This window comes from Dyadobacter fermentans DSM 18053 (assembly GCF_000023125.1).
Lineage (GTDB): Bacteria > Bacteroidota > Bacteroidia > Cytophagales > Spirosomataceae > Dyadobacter > Dyadobacter fermentans.
This window is the reverse complement of the sequence record NC_013037.1, coordinates 4,325,373-4,343,534: the sequence shown is the minus strand read 5'-3', so window position 1 is coordinate 4,343,534 and position 18,162 is coordinate 4,325,373. Positions and strand designations below refer to the sequence as shown.

Annotated in this window: 10 protein-coding genes; 6 read left to right on the top strand and 4 right to left on the bottom strand. The window is 51.1% G+C overall.

Annotation, left to right across the window (positions count from 1 at the left end):
• Positions 1-27 precede the first annotated feature (27 nt).
• From DFER_RS17610 to bshC (DFER_RS17595), 4 genes are all read left to right on the top strand, one after another.
• Complete coding sequence (locus DFER_RS17610; RefSeq protein ID WP_229206033.1) at positions 28-2,886, top strand: putative Ig domain-containing protein; 2,859 nt, start codon at positions 28-30, stop codon at positions 2,884-2,886.
• Between the two features lie 168 nt (positions 2,887-3,054).
• Positions 3,055-4,869 carry an acyl-CoA dehydrogenase FadE gene (locus DFER_RS17605; RefSeq protein ID WP_015813001.1) on the top strand — a complete coding sequence of 605 codons (1,815 nt, stop codon included), beginning with the start codon at positions 3,055-3,057 and terminating at the stop codon, positions 4,867-4,869.
• A 250-nt stretch (positions 4,870-5,119) separates the two neighbouring features.
• Positions 5,120-6,670: a bacillithiol biosynthesis cysteine-adding enzyme BshC gene (gene bshC, locus DFER_RS17600; protein WP_015813000.1), complete on the top strand. Its 1,551-nt coding sequence runs from the start codon at positions 5,120-5,122 to the stop codon at positions 6,668-6,670.
• A 153-nt stretch (positions 6,671-6,823) separates the two neighbouring features.
• Positions 6,824-8,128, top strand: a complete 1,305-nt coding sequence (gene bshC / locus DFER_RS17595; RefSeq protein ID WP_050774706.1) for a bacillithiol biosynthesis protein BshC — start codon at positions 6,824-6,826, stop codon at positions 8,126-8,128.
• Positions 8,129-8,136: 8 nt separating this feature from the next.
• On the opposite strand, the gene DFER_RS17590 is transcribed toward bshC (DFER_RS17595), so the two are convergent.
• From DFER_RS17590 to DFER_RS17580, 3 genes are all read right to left on the bottom strand, one after another.
• The gene (locus DFER_RS17590; protein ID WP_083769135.1) at positions 8,137-9,201 is read right to left on the bottom strand and encodes a hypothetical protein; all 1,065 of its coding nucleotides are present in this window, start codon (positions 9,199-9,201) and stop codon (positions 8,137-8,139) included.
• Positions 9,161-9,769, bottom strand: a complete 609-nt coding sequence (locus tag DFER_RS17585) for a restriction endonuclease subunit S domain-containing protein (RefSeq protein WP_015812997.1) — start codon at positions 9,767-9,769, stop codon at positions 9,161-9,163. Before DFER_RS17585 ends, DFER_RS17590 begins: the two co-directional genes overlap by 41 nt.
• A gap of 81 nt (positions 9,770-9,850) precedes the next feature.
• The gene (locus DFER_RS17580; RefSeq protein WP_015812996.1) at positions 9,851-10,414 is read right to left on the bottom strand and encodes an RNA polymerase sigma factor; all 564 of its coding nucleotides are present in this window, start codon (positions 10,412-10,414) and stop codon (positions 9,851-9,853) included.
• A 182-nt stretch (positions 10,415-10,596) separates the two neighbouring features.
• On the opposite strand from DFER_RS17580, the gene DFER_RS17575 reads away from it, so the two are divergent.
• Positions 10,597-11,820 carry a 4-hydroxy-3-methylbut-2-enyl diphosphate reductase gene (locus DFER_RS17575; RefSeq protein ID WP_015812995.1) on the top strand — a complete coding sequence of 408 codons (1,224 nt, stop codon included), beginning with the start codon at positions 10,597-10,599 and terminating at the stop codon, positions 11,818-11,820.
• Between the two features lie 140 nt (positions 11,821-11,960).
• Complete coding sequence (locus DFER_RS17570; protein ID WP_015812994.1) at positions 11,961-17,420, top strand: alpha-2-macroglobulin family protein; 5,460 nt, start codon at positions 11,961-11,963, stop codon at positions 17,418-17,420.
• 1 nt (position 17,421) lies between these two features.
• Here DFER_RS17570 and DFER_RS17565 read toward each other — a convergent pair whose 3' ends face one another.
• Complete coding sequence (locus DFER_RS17565) at positions 17,422-18,162, bottom strand: MIP/aquaporin family protein (RefSeq protein WP_041735248.1); 741 nt, start codon at positions 18,160-18,162, stop codon at positions 17,422-17,424.

Below are 18,162 nucleotides of genomic sequence, written 5' to 3'. Positions count from 1 at the left end.
CTCAATTCTACGTGTGCGATTAAATTTTTGACCCGATTTTCGTTGTTGCTCGCCGTGCTGGCGGTCGGCGGGAACGTTTCAGCGCAGAGCCAGCCGAGAACGACGGAAATCGATACGCAGCGCTACCTCGCGCTGATGCTCCTGAACCTCACTACGCCGGACGAGGCTAGTCCGGAGCTGGACCTGATCCGCTCAGCAAAGGATTACGGGCTCAATGCCGTTTATATCACAGTCCCCTGGGATAAAGTATATTTCCACGCACCTACCGACACGCCGCTCTGGGGCAAGTTCGACCAGCAGATCAAACTCGCCACGGACCTGGGCATGAAAGTCGCGCTCCGCATTCACCTGGGGCGGCATAGCACGCGTATCAAGGGGTTTTGGGAAGTGTCCGACAGCCAGTTCAGCCATTCCAACAAACCTTTGCTCAGCGGTTACCAGGATACGGCCTTTGGTTTTGATAATCAGCCGATTGTCGATAAGGGAGCTGCATTTGTAAAAGAAGTGATCAACCGCTACAAACATTTACAAACTGAAAAAAAGCTGCTTTATGTGTCGGTAACTACTACCGGTACGCAAGAGGGCGAATATCCTGGCGGGCTGATCGAGAATGGCAAGGAAAGTTCAGCCGTTTACGATTACTCGCCATCTATGGTGAAGGGTTTCAAGGAGTTTGTTAAAAGCAAATACAAGAAGATCGAGCGGATTAATTTTCTCTGGGGAATGACTTTCAAGTCGTTCGACGAGGCCAATCCGCCGGCAACTGCCTGGGAGCCTCACCTTTCTTTCCGCCAGCGATATGGAAAAGATTGGTACATCTACCGTCATATGATGCTCAAAAGGTTCACGGAGCAAATGGTGACCGCTATCAAAAGTGTTGACCCTACCATTAAATACGTATCCGATTACGGCTCCGTATTCGATTCGCAATCGGCCTCGCGGGGGACATTGGGTTTCAGGGATTTGAATGAAAAAACGGACGGGATCAAGATCAACGACAACCTCGCCACGCATGATCACCGGTGGTCGGTGGATATCCTGAAAAGCGATGCACCTCCGGGTTTTATCACGGCTAATGAGCTGTTTGTCAGCTCCTACCTGGATAACAATGCCCACATGAAGCAAATCAACGAAAACTTCGAACACGGGGCTAACGTGGTGGCTGTGGTGGTATCGCAAAAGGACCAGATGGCCCGTGCGGAAGGTTTTCTGAGGCAAGGTGCAACCGTGTGGCTCACCAAACCAATGACACCGATCGTGTATGCCGACTCGGTTTCGTACCGCTTGTCGGCGGCTACCGAGAAGGGCGGTGCCCAGGGCGTGATTTACGACGAATGGGCGAAACGCGCCTACGCCGACCCGGCTAAACCACGTCCGATCCGCATCCGGCTGGTCGAGGACATTTTGTCGCCAAGCTACTGGGACGACGCATCCAACTATGTGCCCTACGTATTCAGGCCGGTGCCGATGCAGATCATCCCTGTGAACAAGGATTTCGAATACAGGCTGCCGATTGACACGTTTTCGGATGTCGATGGAAAGATCGTCCGTATGGAAGTGGGCGCTTTGCCGGCCTGGCTAAGATATGAGAACGGCATTTTGCGCGGAAGGCCCACCACGCTCGGCGATTACCGCATTGCGGTGAAAGGCATCGACGATGAGGACGGCTCGGCGGAGGCGTTTTTCACCATTCGCGTGGATACCCGCGAGAATGCCAACAAGCCGCCGACCGTGGACAGCAACTTCTCAAACCAGATGGTGGCTGTGAACAAACCTTTTACCATCACCATTCCCAAAACGGCCTTCGTAGACCCCGACGGCGAGATCACGAAAGTAGAGGCCAGCGGGCTTCCGGCCTGGCTTTCGTTTTCGAACGGTGTACTAAGCGGCACGCCGTCCACATTGGGCGATTACCGCATTATCCTCAAAGCCTACGACGATCTGAATGCGTTTGTGGAAACCTATTTTACCATCAAAGTGGTAGAGCCGCAGTTCCTGAACGCACCGCCGTTCGCGACCAGCACATTGCCTGTCAAATATGCGCAGATCAACATGCCGTTCAACTACATCCTGCCCGCCAACATCTTCGGCGATCCTGACGGCTACATTTCGTCGATTACCGTGCAAAACAGGCCGTCATGGCTCAATTTTGCATTGAATGAATTTTCCGGAACGCCTACGGAAGAAGGCGAGTACCGCTTGATCATCCGCGCTTATGACAATGCGGGCGCCTACGTCGAAATTCCTTTGATATTGCTTGTGCAAATTCCCGAAATCCGCTTTGAACTTGTCCAGGCCGGCAGCAAAGTCGACCAGCGTGTGATCCGGAAGCTTTCGGGCGATGACGTGATCCCTTACGATTCGCTGCCGCCATCGCTGAATATGTACGCTTACGGAAACTTTGAGTACGACAAAGTCACGTTCGATCTGAACGGCCCGTATCGCAGGAAATCTACAACGGCCATTTTCCCATATGCCATGTATGAGGATGCATCCGGTTTCGCACCGTATGTAGGCCGCTATACTTTGACGGTCACGGCATTCAAGGAAGATTCGGCGGTGGTCACGAATTCCATTGAATTCGGAATTTCAGCAGGCGACAAGTCCGATATCACGAAAGACATGGAAAACTGGGCATTTTATCCCAACCCGGTGGAAAGCATCATGAATATCAAACTTCCCGAATATAAGCCGGAGGATAATCTCACCTGGGAAATCGTGACGGTGGCTGGCAAGCGCATACCGCTTGTAAGCTCACAGATCAAAATATCGGATAGCCTGGCGAATGTGGACCTGGACGCCATCGGCCTTTCCTCGGGGATCTATTTCATCAGGGTCGAGAATAACGGCGAGTTTTTGAAGCAGTTCCGCATTTTCAAGAAGTAGCGCATTTGTACGATTTGATATAAAAATGACCGCCGGCTGATGGCGGTCATTTTTACGTTAAATTGATAATGGTATGCTTGCATAATAATTTTATTGACCTATATTTGCATTAACCCGAATTGGTATGCAAGCATACTCAAACACGTTCCTGACCAATCTGTAATTAATATGTCCGTTGCAGCAGAAAACCAGACATCCATCAAAGGAGGCGAGTTCCTGATCAAGGAAACCTCTGCAAGCCAGATCTTTATCCCGGAAGAATTCAATGAAGAGCAGCGAATGATCGCTGACACGTGCCGCGATTTTCTCTCGAAGGAAGTGTGGCCACGGTTGGATGAAATAGACCAGGCCAAAAGTCCTGCGTTGATCTCGGAGCTGATGGACAAGGCCGGTGAGCTGGGTTTGCTGGGCACGGCCGTACCGGAAGAATTCGGCGGTTTTGGGATGAATTTCAACACTTCCATGCTCGTGGCGGAGGCAACCGGTGCGGGAAACTCGTTTTCGGTAGCGCTTTCGGCGCATACGGGCATTGGAACGCTGCCCATTCTCTATTATGGCGATGACAGCCAGAAGACCAAATACCTGCCCAAACTCGCCACCGGCGAATGGAAAGCGGCATATTGCCTCACCGAACCGGATTCCGGCTCCGACGCCAATTCTGGGAAAACCAAGGCCAGGCTGAGCGGCGACGGGACGCATTACGTGATTGACGGACAAAAAATGTGGATTACCAACGGCGGCTTTGCTGACGTTTTCATTGTTTTTGCCAAAATCGAGGAGAACGGCCAAACCGACAAAAACCTGACTGCATTCATCATCGAGAAGTCGTTCGGCGGCATTACGATGAACGAGCCCGAGCACAAAATGGGCATCAAGGGCTCGGATACGCGGCAGCTGTTTTTCAATGATTGCCGGGTGCCTGTCGAAAATATGCTCTCGGAAAGAGGGAATGGTTTTAAAATAGCGGTTAATATCCTCAATATCGGCCGGATCAAGCTGGCGGCGGCGGCATTGGGCGGTGCCAAACGTGTGGCTTCACAGGCCATTCAATATGCGAACGAGCGCAAGCAGTTCGGTACGGCGATTGCCAATTTCGGGGCTATCAAACACAAGCTGGCTGAAATGGCGGTGCAGATGTTTGCGACCGAATCGGCGGCCTACCGTGTGGGGCAAAATATAGATGATCTCATCCAGGCCTTCAAGGAGAAGGGAATGAACGATGCCGAAGCGAAATTGAAGGCTCTGGAGGAATTTGCGATTGAGTGCGCGATCATGAAAGTGCATGGGTCGGAAGTGCTGGATTTTGTGGTGGACGAAGGTGTGCAGGTGTATGGAGGGATGGGTTTTTCGGCCGATGCACCGATGGATCGCGCCTATCGCGATAGCCGGATCAACCGGATTTTTGAAGGGACCAATGAAATAAACCGCCTGCTCGTCGTGGATATGCTGCTCAAACGCGCCATGAAAGGCCAGCTCGACCTCATGGGTCCGGCGACGGCAGTAGGAAAAGAAATTCTCTCGATCCCCGATTTCAGCTCGGATGAAGAAGAAACTTTGTTTGCAGCGGAGAAAAAGGTGATCAAAAACCTGAAAAAGGCCGCATTGATGATCGCCGGGGCTGCGGTGCAGAAGTTTATGATGAAACTTTCTGAGGAACAGGAGATTATCATGAACCTGGCCGACATGGTGATTGAAATTTATGTGGCCGAATCGGTGTTGTTGAGGGTGGAGAAACGCATTGAACTGCAAGGCGCCGACGCGAATGCATTAACAAAGGACATAGCGCTCATTTATCTGAACCGCGCCGTGGAGAAAGTGAACAACGCAGGACGTGCCGCGATCACCAGTTTTGCCGAAAGCGATGAGCTGCGGGTAATGCTGATGGGCCTCAAACGATTTACCAAGGTAGAACCTGCGAACCTCAAAGACGCCCGCCGCCGCATAGCCGACGAGCTGATCGCCCGAAATGACTACGTCTTTTAAGAAATCATAAATACCTCAGGTGCATAACCTGCTACAACTGAAAACCAAAATGTACACGTGGAAAGCCGCATCTGACTCAGATGCGGCTTTTTTGTATCTTGGTAAAAGGTTTTCGATTATCGGTCAAAATGCGCAATTTTGGGAAACCAAAAACGGAGCCTTTCTCGTTAGATAGTAGGTTTCTTTTTTGAGTCAAATAGCAAAAATAATTACGTTGGATTCTCTACTAGCTACTGAAAAGCCACCTTTCATGACATTGCATTCCGTGGATCTGCGTACCACAGGCCAGTTTCCTGCATTACTACTCGATTACCTCGATCAGAAACCGACGCTTGAATCTTTTTACAGCATTTTTCCCACGTTGGAGAATGCGGAAAAGGCTATTTCGAACAAAAAAGGATTTTCGGCCGACAAGCGCAAAACGCTTGTGGACGTGCTCACGAAGCAATACCGCGGCCTGCCTTACCTGCCCGATTTTTCAGTTTTATCACAAGAGAATACTTTCACCGTAACAACGGGCCACCAGCTGAACATCTTCACGGGTCCGCTGTACATTATTTATAAGATCGTCACGATCATCAAGCTCGCCGAAGCATTGAGAGCGAAGTATCCGGACTACAATTTCGTGCCCGTTTACTGGATGGCGACGGAGGATCATGACTTCGAAGAAATCGCGTCTTTCCATCTTTTCGGACAAACGCATAAATGGACGGGTGAGCACAAAGGCGCCGTAGGAAAACTGAATCCGAAGGAATTGGCCGGAATTTTAAAACAACTGCCGGACAAGCCGCTGCTTTTTGCCAAAGCTTACCTCGAAAACGACACATTGGCCGACGCCGTGCGATGTTACATGCACGAACTTTTCGGACGTTACGGGCTAGTTAGTCTGGATGCCGATGATGCGGATCTCAAACGGCACTTCCTGCCGGTTATTCAGGAAGAATTGAAGGACTCCATTTCGGAAAAGCTCGTTACAGAAACCACCTCCCGGTTGAATGCGCTTGGCTACCACACTCCCCTGCACGCGCGCGAAATCAATTTCTTTTACCTCGATACCAACCTCCGCGAGCGCATCGTGCGCGAGGGCGACGTGTTTAAAGTGCTGAATACCGAATTGGAATTCAGTGAGGCGGAATTGCTCGCATTGACGGAATCCAACCCGGAGCGTTTCAGCCCGAATGTGATCCTGAGGCCCTTGTACGAGGAAGTGATCCTGCCCAATCTCGCGTATATTGGTGGGCCGTCAGAAGTGCCCTATTGGATGCAGCTGAAAGGTGTTTTCGAGCATTTCGGCGTTCCTTACCCAATGCTGATGCCCCGGAATTTTGCATTGTACATGAACGGGCACCAGTACAAAAAGGCACAAAAGCTGAAAATCGACTACAAAGACCTATTCCTCGACGAAATCGCATTGCGCAAGACATTCATCGAACGCAATACGGAGCACGAGCTCAACCTGAATGAGCAGAAAGAAGCATTCAATGCCATTTTTGATCAGATATTGGCGAAAGCGACGGAAGTAGACCAAACGATGCACGGCGCCGTGAAAGCCGAACAAAAGCGCTTGCTGAACTCGTTGAAACACCTCGAAAAGCGCATTATCCGCGCGGAGGAGCGCAATCACGAGTCTGAAATAGAGCAGCTGCTCTCCCTCAAAAACAAACTGTTCCCGAACGGAATCGCCCAGGAACGATATGATAACCTGCTGAATTTTTACATCAACGATCCTCAGTTCATCCAGAAGCTATACATTGCCTTCGATCCGCTGGATTTCAGGTATAATGTGCTGCTGGAAGAATAAAATTGCTTAGTCGCTCATCCCGCCGGCCCCGGTTCAAAGGTTTTAAATCTTTTGAATATCGGGATAATGAAGAATTTACGGGACACGGATACTCCCTGTTTTCGGCGCGTGGGCGTTTCGGACACAAAAATAAAGGCGCAAGCTCGGTTTCTGATGGCCGACCATGTTTCCCCGTCCCAACACTTCGGGCCGGATTACAGCCTGCTTCCTACGATTGAAAGTTTTGGTGAACACATGTCGGTTCCGACGGGATTCGACCGCTCAAAGCGCGAGATGCTTGCCGAAGTGCTTTCATACCAATACAAAGGGCTGCCCAACCAGCCGGACTTTTCAGTATTACTGCGCGAAAATACCTTCGTTGTCGCTGCATTCGACGGCCTGAACATCTTCACAGGCACCTTATCTTTTATTTACAAGATTATCACTACAATCAGGCTTGCCCACGCATTGCAAGCGGCATATCCAGAATGCCAATTTGTTCCTTTGTTTGTGATGGACTCGGAAAGCGATGATTTCAGGGCCATTGCCTCTTTTAATGCATTCGGACATACGTTCAGATGGCAGGACGCGCACCAGGGCCCTGTCGGCAGCATAGATCCCGCATCATTACGGAGAATACTGAATCAGTTGCCTGCCGGACCGCTGCTTTTTGCCAAAAGTTATCTCGAAAACAGCTGCATTTCCAATGCGGTGAGGGCTTATATGCATGAGCTGTTCGGACATTATGGCCTTATTACGCTGGACCCGGACAATGCAATGCTGAAAGCCGGGTTCAGCAAAACGGGGCAGCACGGAATGGAGGGACTTTTATCAGCCAATCGCCCGCCAAGTACGGATGTAAACCTGAACTTGTTTTTCAGTGCCAGTATTTTGCCTGTAAGGGCGGTAGTGGGGGATGTAACGCAATTTCGGTTTTGGTTGGAGCAGAAGAAACTTTTCGATCAACTTCATATGCCATTCCCAACCCTGGTGCCGCGAAACCAGGCGCTGATCGTCAAACCGGCGCATTTAGAAAAGTTACAAAAGTTCAACGTCACTTGGGAGACGTTTTTTGAGCAGAATTTTTGTGAGCGCATCTGGTATGACGGAGGTGACAAGAAAAAGAGTACAAGCTTTTCGGAAGAGAAAAAGCTGACGAATCAAGCTTTCGATGCAATTTCAGATCATGTTGGCCATTTTGGAGCAGATGTAATGCAGGTGCTGGAACTTTACCGGTCCGATTTTGCCAATTCCTTGAGACTACTGGAAAGGCGGATACACCAGGCCGAGCAACGCCGTTGGGCATCCAGAAATGAGCAGCTCACCACCCTTAAAAACAAACTGTTCCCGAACGGGGTCGATCAGGAACGGTTTGCAAATTTGCTCGATTTTTACTGGAAGGACCCTCATTTCATCCAGAAGCTTTACAACACTTTCGATCCGCTGGATTTCAGGTATAATGTGCTGCTGGATGAGTAGGAGAGGGGTTAATTCTTCAATTTCACATCGCCGAAAACCGAAGTGACGGTGATTTTGGTCCCGCCGCCGGAGCCGACTTTGCCCTGATAATGCTTCATTTTGTCCGGCCGACCGTCCTTGTCGGGCTGCATGGAGAAATTGACGTTTTCAGTGGGATAACTGAACTTGCCGTAAGTCACGCTCACATTGAACTGATTTGGCTCTGCCGGCAGCACAATCGACGAGTATTGCGCCTGGATGTCCACATTCTGCGCGGAATGCGTCAATTCCTCGATTTTGAAATTCCCCGAATAGTTGAGTTTGATCTTGCCCGTGCCACGAATGGTACCGATTTTGGCCCCTGAATAGTCGATCGCCGCATCGAGGTTTACCACGTCGCCGATGGCCAGCTCACCGAATTTATTGCTCAGCCAAACTTTTTTGGCCTGATCTAACTTCACATTCGCGTACTGGCAGTCGAGTTTCCCGCCGTCCATTTTGCCGATTCTGGCGCTTCCAAACTGAATGTCGATCACATTATCCGGGTTTTCGAGCAGGGTAGCCATGAAATTCCCGTGTTTGGAATCGACGATCAGCGGTGCGTGGAACGACGGAATGTCGGTATTGCCGAATTTGTTACGGACCGTAAGCGCATTTTCCTTCGGCATGTAGATCGTGTAATCGATCTGGATGAAGTTCTTATCGCCTTTGCTTTTGTTCCAGCCGTTATTGCCAAACTGCCTGCGGTCAATGCGAGTGGTGATGTTAATGACGTTTTTCACACGTTTTTCATCAATATTCACCGAGCTGAGGTATTCCGCCGCCCGTGCATCGGAAGGGGCATTGGCCGTCACCACGATTTCCACCTTGATTTCCTCCTTCGCCCACAGATTCACTTTCACGAGGCCGAACTGGTTGTCAACTTCAAGCGCGTCGCTCTTTTTGACGTCGAACACTTTCACAATATTCCTTCGCTTTTCTATCAGACCGTTCTGTTCGGAATCGTCGGGATTGAGGGTTGCGCTGGCTACCTGGGGTAATGTGGCGATCACACTAAATAACAGGAGCGTCGCTATTTTCTTTATCGTTATCATTTTTCACTTTGTTAATGCGTTGCAAAATTTCCAGTTGTTGGTTCAGCAAATCCACCTGCAATTGGAGGTTCTGAACCATTGCTTCCAGCAGTGCTTCCTGGTTAGGGGCGTTCGACAAGTTGGAACGGAGGTTTTTATAGCTCGATTCCAGACTTTCCAAATCAGCGGAGAAATCTTTGTACAGCTCGGGATTATTCCGGGCCAGTTTGATGATCTCCTCCCTTTTTTGGTCTATTGCAACATTGTATTGATTGAATTCGCGGGCATACGCGGGGACTTTCAGAGCCACGTTAGGATCACGGGTAATGCCATATTCTTGATTGAGGTAGACCAGAAATCCGATCCCTAGCGCCAGAAACACCCCGGCGGCAATGCGCCAGTCGAAATAGGGGCTATTCAGACGCCTGATTTTTTTTTTCGATTGCTCGGGTACGATCGGGATCTCGTTATGTAACTGGCTCTCAATCTGGCTCCATAAAGAATCCTGCGGTAAGAAAGTATCAAATCCATCCCTGTTATCACGCACAAACCGCTCCAATCGATCCTTTTTATCAGAAGAATTTTTCATAGATTAATTAACTTGTCAAGTGTAAATAATAGTCTCAAATCCGTAAGAGTTTAAGTAAATATCATTTCTAATTCCTGAAACCTACCTGACCAGCATCTCGGTCAGCTTCCGTTTTGCTCTCATGTATTGCGTCCGGGAGGTCGTTTCGCTGATCCCGAGCACTTCGCCGATTTCTTCGTGGTCGTAGCCTTCGAACAAATAGAGGCTTAATACCACCCGGTAACCATCCGGCAATTTCTGTACCGCGTTGCGCACCCTTTCTATTTCGAGCGTCGTGTCGCTCTCATCCAGTCCGAAAGAGTCCTCATTCCGGTCGCTTTGCTCCAATGTCTCATGGAATTCATCCATTTCCACCCATTTCACCTTCCTGCTCCGCATGTGGTTGATCGCCTTGTTGACCACGATTTGCTTCAACCACGCCCCGAATGTTGATTGCTGCCTGAACTGGTGGAGGTTCGTGAATGCATCCACGAAAGCCTCCTGCAAAGCATCCTCGGCCTCTCCCAGATGGTTCAGTATCCGCATGCAGATGTTGAACATGGCTTTCGAGTAATGTTTATAAAGCTCGTACTGCGCTTTGCGCTCTCCGAGTTTACAACGCTCTACCAGTTCGACGTGCCGGTCGGGGTAAATTTGTGTTTTCAAGCAGAAGGTTTATATTTTGAACGTTCTGGATCAAAGACAATGCTTTCTGCGGCATGTTGCATTGCTTATAAAAAATTTTTTCAAAACGCCGCATACCGAACAAAGGGGCATACCGTGTTGTTCTTAGAAAAAGGCAGGGTTATCTTTGCGTTGCCCTGATGCAATCTACCGTTTTTTAGTACATGAAAACTTTCAATATCCCCGATTTTTACCGGAGCCGCATTATCACGCCGATCAAGGAATTCCGTCGTAAAAACGACAAGCTGAAAAGGGACTATTCGCCCACTGTGCTCGATTTCGGGCCGGTTCAGTTCCTGATCGCGCGGCATTTCGGGTTTTGTTACGGGGTGGAGAATGCGATCGACATTGCCTACAAAGCCATTGCCGAGAACCCGGGCAAGCGGATCTTTTTGCTCAGTGAAATGATCCATAACCCCGATGTGAACCGCGACCTGGTAGAGCGCGGCGTGCAGTTTATCATGGATACCAAAGGCAACCAGCTCATCGGCTGGGATCAGCTCACGGCAGAGGATATAGTGATCGTCCCGGCATTCGGGACGACGGTCGAAAACCAGGCGAAGCTCTCCGAATTGGGCGTGAATGCGTATGTGTACGACACGACTTGCCCGTTTGTGGAAAAGGTCTGGAACCGCGCCGCACAAATCGGCGAGAAGGATTACACCATCGTGGTACACGGAAAGCCGAATCATGAGGAAACCCGCGCTACCTTCTCGCACAGCAAGGAAAATGCCCCGACAGTGGTGGTCGAAAACATGAAGCAGGCGCAAATCCTGGCCGAATACATGACAGGAATAAGACTTGCGGCGCAGTTTTTCGAAGATTTCAAAAACCAGTATTCCGAAGGTTTTGACCCTGAAAAAGACTTACAGCGCATCGGCGTCGTGAACCAGACCACTATGCTGGCATCCGACACACAAGGCATCGCCGATTACCTCAAAAACGTCATGATCCGCCATTACAGCCTGCGTCCCGAGCAGGTGGAGGACCGTTTCGCCAACACCCGGGACACTTTGTGCTACGCCACAAACGATAACCAGGATGCAACCTACGCATTGCTCACGCACGACGCCGACCTGGTGGTAGTGGCAGGCGGTTATAACAGTTCCAATACTACGCATTTGGTAGAGTTGTGCGAACGGAAATTCCCGACCTACTTCATCGAGTCGGTCAATAAAATCCTGGACAGACAGCTGATCCGTCATTTCGACCTGCATAAAAAGGAAGAAGTGGTTACCGAAAACTACATTCCAGACAAAACGCCCGTGCGCATTATGCTCACCTGCGGCGCATCATGCCCTGACGCCGTCGTGGAGGGAATCCTGGTGAGGCTGCTCTCATTTTTCGAAGGCGCGAGGCCGATCGAGGAGGTGATGGAGGCATTTTGAGATACCGGCTACCGCTAAATTTTACGCGGTCGCCGTTGGATCATTTGAAAGAGGTTGTTTAGAGCGATTTAAGTTATATAGTCTAATTTAGGCGGATGGTTTTGATCCTAAAATCATCCGTTTTTTATACCTTCTTTCCTATGAAAAAGACTGCCATCCTGTGTTCTTTTTGCGTTCTCTTTTTGGTCTGGGTTTTCACTAGCTGCTCTTCTTTCAACGAAATCCGCGTGGCGGGCACCAACTTCACCGAGGAAGTGGGGCAATCGCAAAACCTCGTTTTTACATTTAACAAAGACCTTGTTTCAACAGCCGAGCTGAACAGTTGGGACTCGACGCAATTCGTGACTTTCGAGCCGGCGGTGCGGGGGAAATTCAAATGGACGGCACCCAATGAGCTCGTTTTTTCGCCGGTGGCAGGCTTTGGAGCGGCCACTTCCTACAAAGCGCAGCTCACAGATCTGATCACTGAAAAGTCATACAAGGACAAGAAGTACAAACTTTCCCAGGACCCGATCACATTCCACACACCATATCTCCAACTCGCCGAAACGGAAAGCTGGTGGACATTGTCATCAGAAACAGGCCGGCAGGAAGCGCGGATAAGGCTGCATTTCAACTACCCGGTCAATGCACAGCATGTGGCCGAAAAATTGAAGGTTTTGTCCGGAAACCAGGCATTGGAATACCGCATTCTGCCCTCTCAGGACGAATCGGCGGTGACGCTGGCATTTGCGAAAGTGGGTGCGGCCGATAACAACGAAACGGCCGTCAATATCACCATCGACAAGGGTGTGAAGGTGCAAAATACCTCTTACAGCAGTCAGGAAGCACTTTCAAAAACAGTGAGCATACCTTCGCCGCTTCATTTGGAAGTCGTGGATATTAAAACCGGCTTTGAAAACAATGCGGGCTACGCGAGGGTGATCACCACGCAGGAGCTGGACAAGGAAAGTATAGCGGGCAGCGTTGCCGTAAATCCGGAAGCTGCGGTGGAAACGGAGCCTACCGAAAACGGTTTTATCGTGCGCGGCGCATTCAACGAAACCGAAACATATGTGCTGCAACTGAAACAATCGCTGAAAGGAGTTTTGGGACAAACTTTGGAGGAAGAAGCATCCCGTGACCTGTTTTTTGGGAAAATGCCCGCGGCTATCTCCTTTGCAAACAAGAAGGGCCTGTACTTATCGACCAAAAGCTCCCGCAATATCGGCGTCAACATCGTGAATGTGCCCAAAGTGCAGGTACGCATTTCGAAGCTGTATGCGAATAATATCCTGCATTATATTCACAACAACCGCTGGAACGACTACGCTTATGTGGGCGACGACTGGCAGCCTACCGGCAATTTCAATTACAGCGACGACCGCGAAAGCCAGCTGAGCGATGTGATCGTGAATAAGATTGTAGAAACAGCAAATTTGTCCAAAAACAAAGGCATTTCCGCATTGAATATCGCATTGCCCGACGATAACAAACGGCAGGGCGTGTACCTGGTAGCGGTGAATTCCGAGGAGGAAGCCTACCTCGGCGCCACGAAACTCGTCTCCATTTCCGATATCGGCCTCATTGCGAAGCAGGGCAAGGATGAACTGTGGATTTTTGCCAATTCCATCAAAACCAACGAGCCGATCAAAGACCTTGAACTGACGGTGGTGAGCTCCAACAATCAATCGGTGCATACGTTCAAAACGGACGCCGACGGCATTGCCCACGTGGACAAGCTGAGCGAAAAAGCGCCGGGCTTCAAGGTCGCCATGATCACGGCCAGTACCCAGGACGATTTTAATTTCCTCTTACTGGAAGACTCGCAGGTGCTCACCTCGCGCTTCGATGTGGAGGGTTTGCGGGACAATGCATCAGGCTATCAGGTGTTTATCTACGGCCAGCGCGATATTTACCGTCCGGGCGAAACCATGCATTTCAACACCGTGCTGCGGACGCAGGATTGGAAAACAGCCGGGAAAGTACCTTTGAAACTGCGCTTGCTGACCCCGAACGGCCGGGAATTCAGGACGTGGCGGAAAACAACTAACGAACAAGGTGCGGTAGAATCCGAAATCCCGCTGGACGCAGGTGTGCTCACGGGCACGTATGTGCTCGAAGTATACAATGCAAACGAGGTGCTGCTCGGTTCGCAGGCGGTAAGCGTCGAGGAATTTATGCCGGATCGCATTAAGGTAGACCTCAGCAGGGCTGCGAAAGATTATATGTCGGGGCAAAAAGTGTCGCTCACGGCCACCGCAATTAACCTTTTTGGTCCGCCCGCGAGCAACCGCAACTATCAGATGGATTTCCAGTTGCAGCGTAAAGGGTTCACTGCCAAAGCATTTCCAGAATACAGTTTTAACATACCCGCGCAAACCGCATTCGAGCGCGACAGCCGCCAGGGCATTACCAACGAACAGGGCCAGGCCAGCGAGCAGTTTGCATTGGCGGCCGGCTTGCAGGATATCGGCGTGCTGGAAGGCAAGATATACGTGACGGTGTTCGACGAAAATGGCCGGCCCGTAAACAGGTTACAGCGTTTCGACGTGTACACGCAGCCGGTGTTCTACGGCATTCGCCTGCCCGACAGCTATGTAGGTACCAATGCACCGGTGCCGGTTGACATTGTGGGGGTAGGAAAGAGCGGCGCGTTGCAGAACGGCGCAACGGCCAGCATCGAGGTGGTACGGCTTGAATATCAGACGGTTGTTGAAAAGAAATATGAGCGCCTGCAATACACATCACGTAAAAAAGAGAAATTGGTTTATTCCAACAAACTTACCCTGGCAGGCGGAAAGGGCACTTTCCGCTATGTGCCCACGGTATCGGGTGAGTATGAAGTGCGCGTAAAACGCCCCGGCGCTACGCATTACACGCTGGCCAATTTTTATGCTTACGGTTATGGATATACCCAGTATTCGTCGTTTGAGGTGAGCAATGAGGGCCAGGTACTGATGGAAACCGATAAGGACAGCTACAAAATGGGCGAATCGGCCAGGGTGCTGTTCAAAACGCCGTTTGATGGACGACTGCTGGTAACCGTTGAGCGTAACAATGTTTTGGAACAGCATATCCTCACCACTGAAAAGAAAGCAGCGGAACTGACATTTAAAATCAAAGAAGCGCACCTGCCCAATGTATTCGTAACGGCGACGCTCATCCGGCCGCTGGATGCGTCGAACATGCCGCTGACGGTCGCTCATGGCTTTCAGCCGATTGCGGTGGAGGACCCGGACCGCAGGTTGCCGGTCAGCATCACGGCAGTTGAAAAGTCGAGATCGAAAATGAAGCAGCAGATCAGGATCAAAACTGAACCGAATGCGGAGGTGACGCTGGCTATTGTGGATGAAGGCATTCTTCAGATCAAAAACTCCAAAACGCCGGATATTCACGGTCATTTCTACCAAAAACGGGCTTTGGAAGTGACCAGCTACGATTTGTACGCGCAGCTGTTCCCGGAACTGTCGATCTCCGGCACATCGAGCTCGGGCGGTGATGGCTACGATCTGGAAAGGAGGATTAACCCGCTAAGCAATGGCCGGACGGAACTCGTGTCGTTTTGGAGCGGGCAGCTCAAAGCCAATGGCAGCGGTGATGTAACTTTCGATGTGAACATCCCGCAGTTCAGCGGCGACTTGCGCATTATGGCGGTCGCTTATAAAGACAATGCATTTGGCTCCGCAACCAAAAACATGAAGGTAGCCGACCCGATCGTGATCAGCGCCGGATTGCCGCGTTTCCTGAGCCCTGGTGATGAGCTTGTACTGCCTGTGAATATCAGCAACACGGAGGCGAAAGGAACTACCGCCACGGTTTCCGTACAGCTTGCAGGGCCATTGGCAGCGGGACAGGCGCCGGTTACGCAAAATATCAGCATTCCGGCCGGGAAGGAAAGCAGGGCCGTTTTCTCCTTAAAAGCATTAACGGCGATCGGCGTGGGCAAGGTAACGGTGAAAGTGAATGCATTCAAAGAAACTTTCGTGAATCAGACCGAGATTACCGTGCGGCCTGCGTCGCCCCTGCTGAAAACGAATGTGTCGGGACTTATTGCGGCCGATAAACAGGGGCAGATTGACCTTCGTTCGTCATTCATTCCTGCCACGGCAAGCAGCCAGGTGGTTTTGAGCCGGTCGCCATTGGTGCAGGGCGGAGGTAAGGCATTGTCAACATTGCTTGGCTATCCTTACGGCTGCCTGGAACAAACCGTGTCGAAAGCATTCCCGCAGATCTACTTCGCCGACCTCACCAAGGCCATGGCAACGCCGGTTTATACGGTGAAAAGCGGTGAAAGTGACTTTAATCCGATGACCAACGTGCAGCAGGCGATCCGGAAAGTGGAATCGCAGCAACTGTTCAACGGGGGAGTGGGCATGTGGCCGGGAGCTACCCGGGAAGACTGGTGGGCTACCGCTTACGCCGTTCATTTCCTGGAAGAAGCACGCAGGGCTGGGTTTGAGGTCAATGCCAAAACACTCAGCCGGGCCGTCGAATACCTCACTGCCCAAAGCGGGACGACGGCCAACAGGGAAGTGGTTGTTGCCAGCACCGGCAATGGCCTGGCTTATGACGCGCAGCCTACGGGCACCCAAACGCGCAAAACAGTGGCACGCCGCGAGGCGATTTACTCGCTTTATGTACTCGCCCTGAACGGCCATCCGAACCGGGCTTCGATGAATTATTACAAACAAAATCCGCATTTGCTCACGGCCGATTCAAAATACCTGCTCGCAGGCGCATTCCAGCTCGCGGGCGATGCGCGGAGCTTTAACGCGCTGCTGCCCAGGACGTATGTTGCCGAAAATGCTGGACGCTACACAGACGACAGCTATTCGTCACCGCTTCGGAATATGTCGTTGGTTTTGAATACATTAATCGAATCGGACCCGTCGAATGCGCAGATTCAGGTGCTCGGGCGCCAGCTTTCACAGGCCATCCAGTCGGCTTCGTATCTGAACACCCAGGAAGCGGCATTTGCCGTACTGGCATTGGGTAAGCTGGCCAGGAAAACGGCCAATTCTACCGTCACGGCTTCGGTTTCTGCCAATGGCAAGCCGCTCGGGCAGTTTACTGGTAAGGAATTGAAAATTTCGAAAGGCATTATAAACCAGAAATTGCAGGTCAAAACACAGGGTAAGGGCGATTTGTACTGGTTTGCACAAACGGCGGGCATGTCTGCGACGGGAAACTATGTGGAGGAAGACCAGGGAATCAGCATTCGCCGCCAGTTCCTGACGCGCTCCGGTGCGCCTGTGCAATCTTTCAGGCAAAACGACCTGGTAGTAGTAAAGCTGACCCTTGCGAGCACAAACGGCCTGCCGGTGGAGAACATTGTGGTAACAGACCTGCTGCCGTCCGGTTTTGAAATAGAAAACCCCCGCATTACCGAGCCGCGGGATATGCCGTGGATTACCAAAGCATCCGTCCCCGAATATTACGACATCCGCGACGACCGCATTCATTTCTTCACCACGGCCGACGCCCAGGAAAAGACCTTCTACTACCAGGTCAGGGTAGTTTCAAAAGGAACATTCACGGTAGGCCCGGCCGCTGCGGATGCAATGTACCAGGGAGAATACCGCAGCTATTCGGGTGGTGGGAAGATTACGGTTGAATAATTCAGAAAGAAAAACCTCTCAAAATCAATCCACCAATAATGGCTCCCGCAATGGGGGCCACTACGGGAATCCAGCCGTAGCCCCAGTCGGAGCTGCCCTTGTTGGGAATAGGCAAAATGGCATGCGCGATACGCGGGCCAAGGTCGCGCACGGGGTTAATGGCATAGCCCGTAGTGCCGCCGAGCGATAACCCGATACTCCAAACGAGCATGCCCACAAGGTAAGGCGCAACGCCGGAAGGGATACCTCCTTTTTCAGGATCGGAAGTGCCTGCGTAGCCGATCGCGACAATGCCGACGATGAGTACGACGGTCGCAATGAACTCGCTCAGAAAGTTGGCACCCGTGCTTTTGATGGCCGGGCCGGTTGAAAAACAGGCCAGTTTGGACCCGCCATCTTCGGTCGCTTTCCAATGCGGCAGATATTGCAGCCACACCAGCACAGCGCCGAGAAATGCACCAATCAGCTGTGCGGGAATGTATGTTGCTATAAAGCTGTAATCGTTTTGAAGTACCGCAAAACCCACGGTCACCGCGGGGTTCAGATGGGCTACGGCACTGCCGAATGCATTGGCTGTGAACACCCCGAACATCACCGCAAACGCCCACCCCGCCGTAATCACGATCCAGCCGGAACTTTCGCCCTTGGTTTTTTTCAACACGACATTGGCGACTACGCCGTTGCCCAATAAAATGAGGACCATTGTTCCGACTAATTCTCCAATGAAAGGCGAAGGCTGCAT

Coding starts and splice junctions, on each gene's coding strand:
- DFER_RS17605 (WP_015813001.1), top strand. CDS start 3,055: ATGTCCGTTGCAGCAGAAAACCAGACATCCATCAAAGGAGGCGAGTTC.
- bshC (WP_015813000.1), top strand. CDS start 5,120: ATGACATTGCATTCCGTGGATCTGCGTACCACAGGCCAGTTTCCTGCA.
- bshC (WP_050774706.1), top strand. CDS start 6,824: ATGGCCGACCATGTTTCCCCGTCCCAACACTTCGGGCCGGATTACAGC.
- DFER_RS17590 (WP_083769135.1), bottom strand. CDS start 9,201: ATGATAACGATAAAGAAAATAGCGACGCTCCTGTTATTTAGTGTGATC.
- DFER_RS17585 (WP_015812997.1), bottom strand. CDS start 9,769: ATGAAAAATTCTTCTGATAAAAAGGATCGATTGGAGCGGTTTGTGCGT.
- DFER_RS17575 (WP_015812995.1), top strand. CDS start 10,597: ATGAAAACTTTCAATATCCCCGATTTTTACCGGAGCCGCATTATCACG.
- DFER_RS17570 (WP_015812994.1), top strand. CDS start 11,961: ATGAAAAAGACTGCCATCCTGTGTTCTTTTTGCGTTCTCTTTTTGGTC.
- DFER_RS17565 (WP_041735248.1), bottom strand. CDS start 18,162: ATGCAGCCTTCGCCTTTCATTGGAGAATTAGTCGGAACAATGGTCCTC.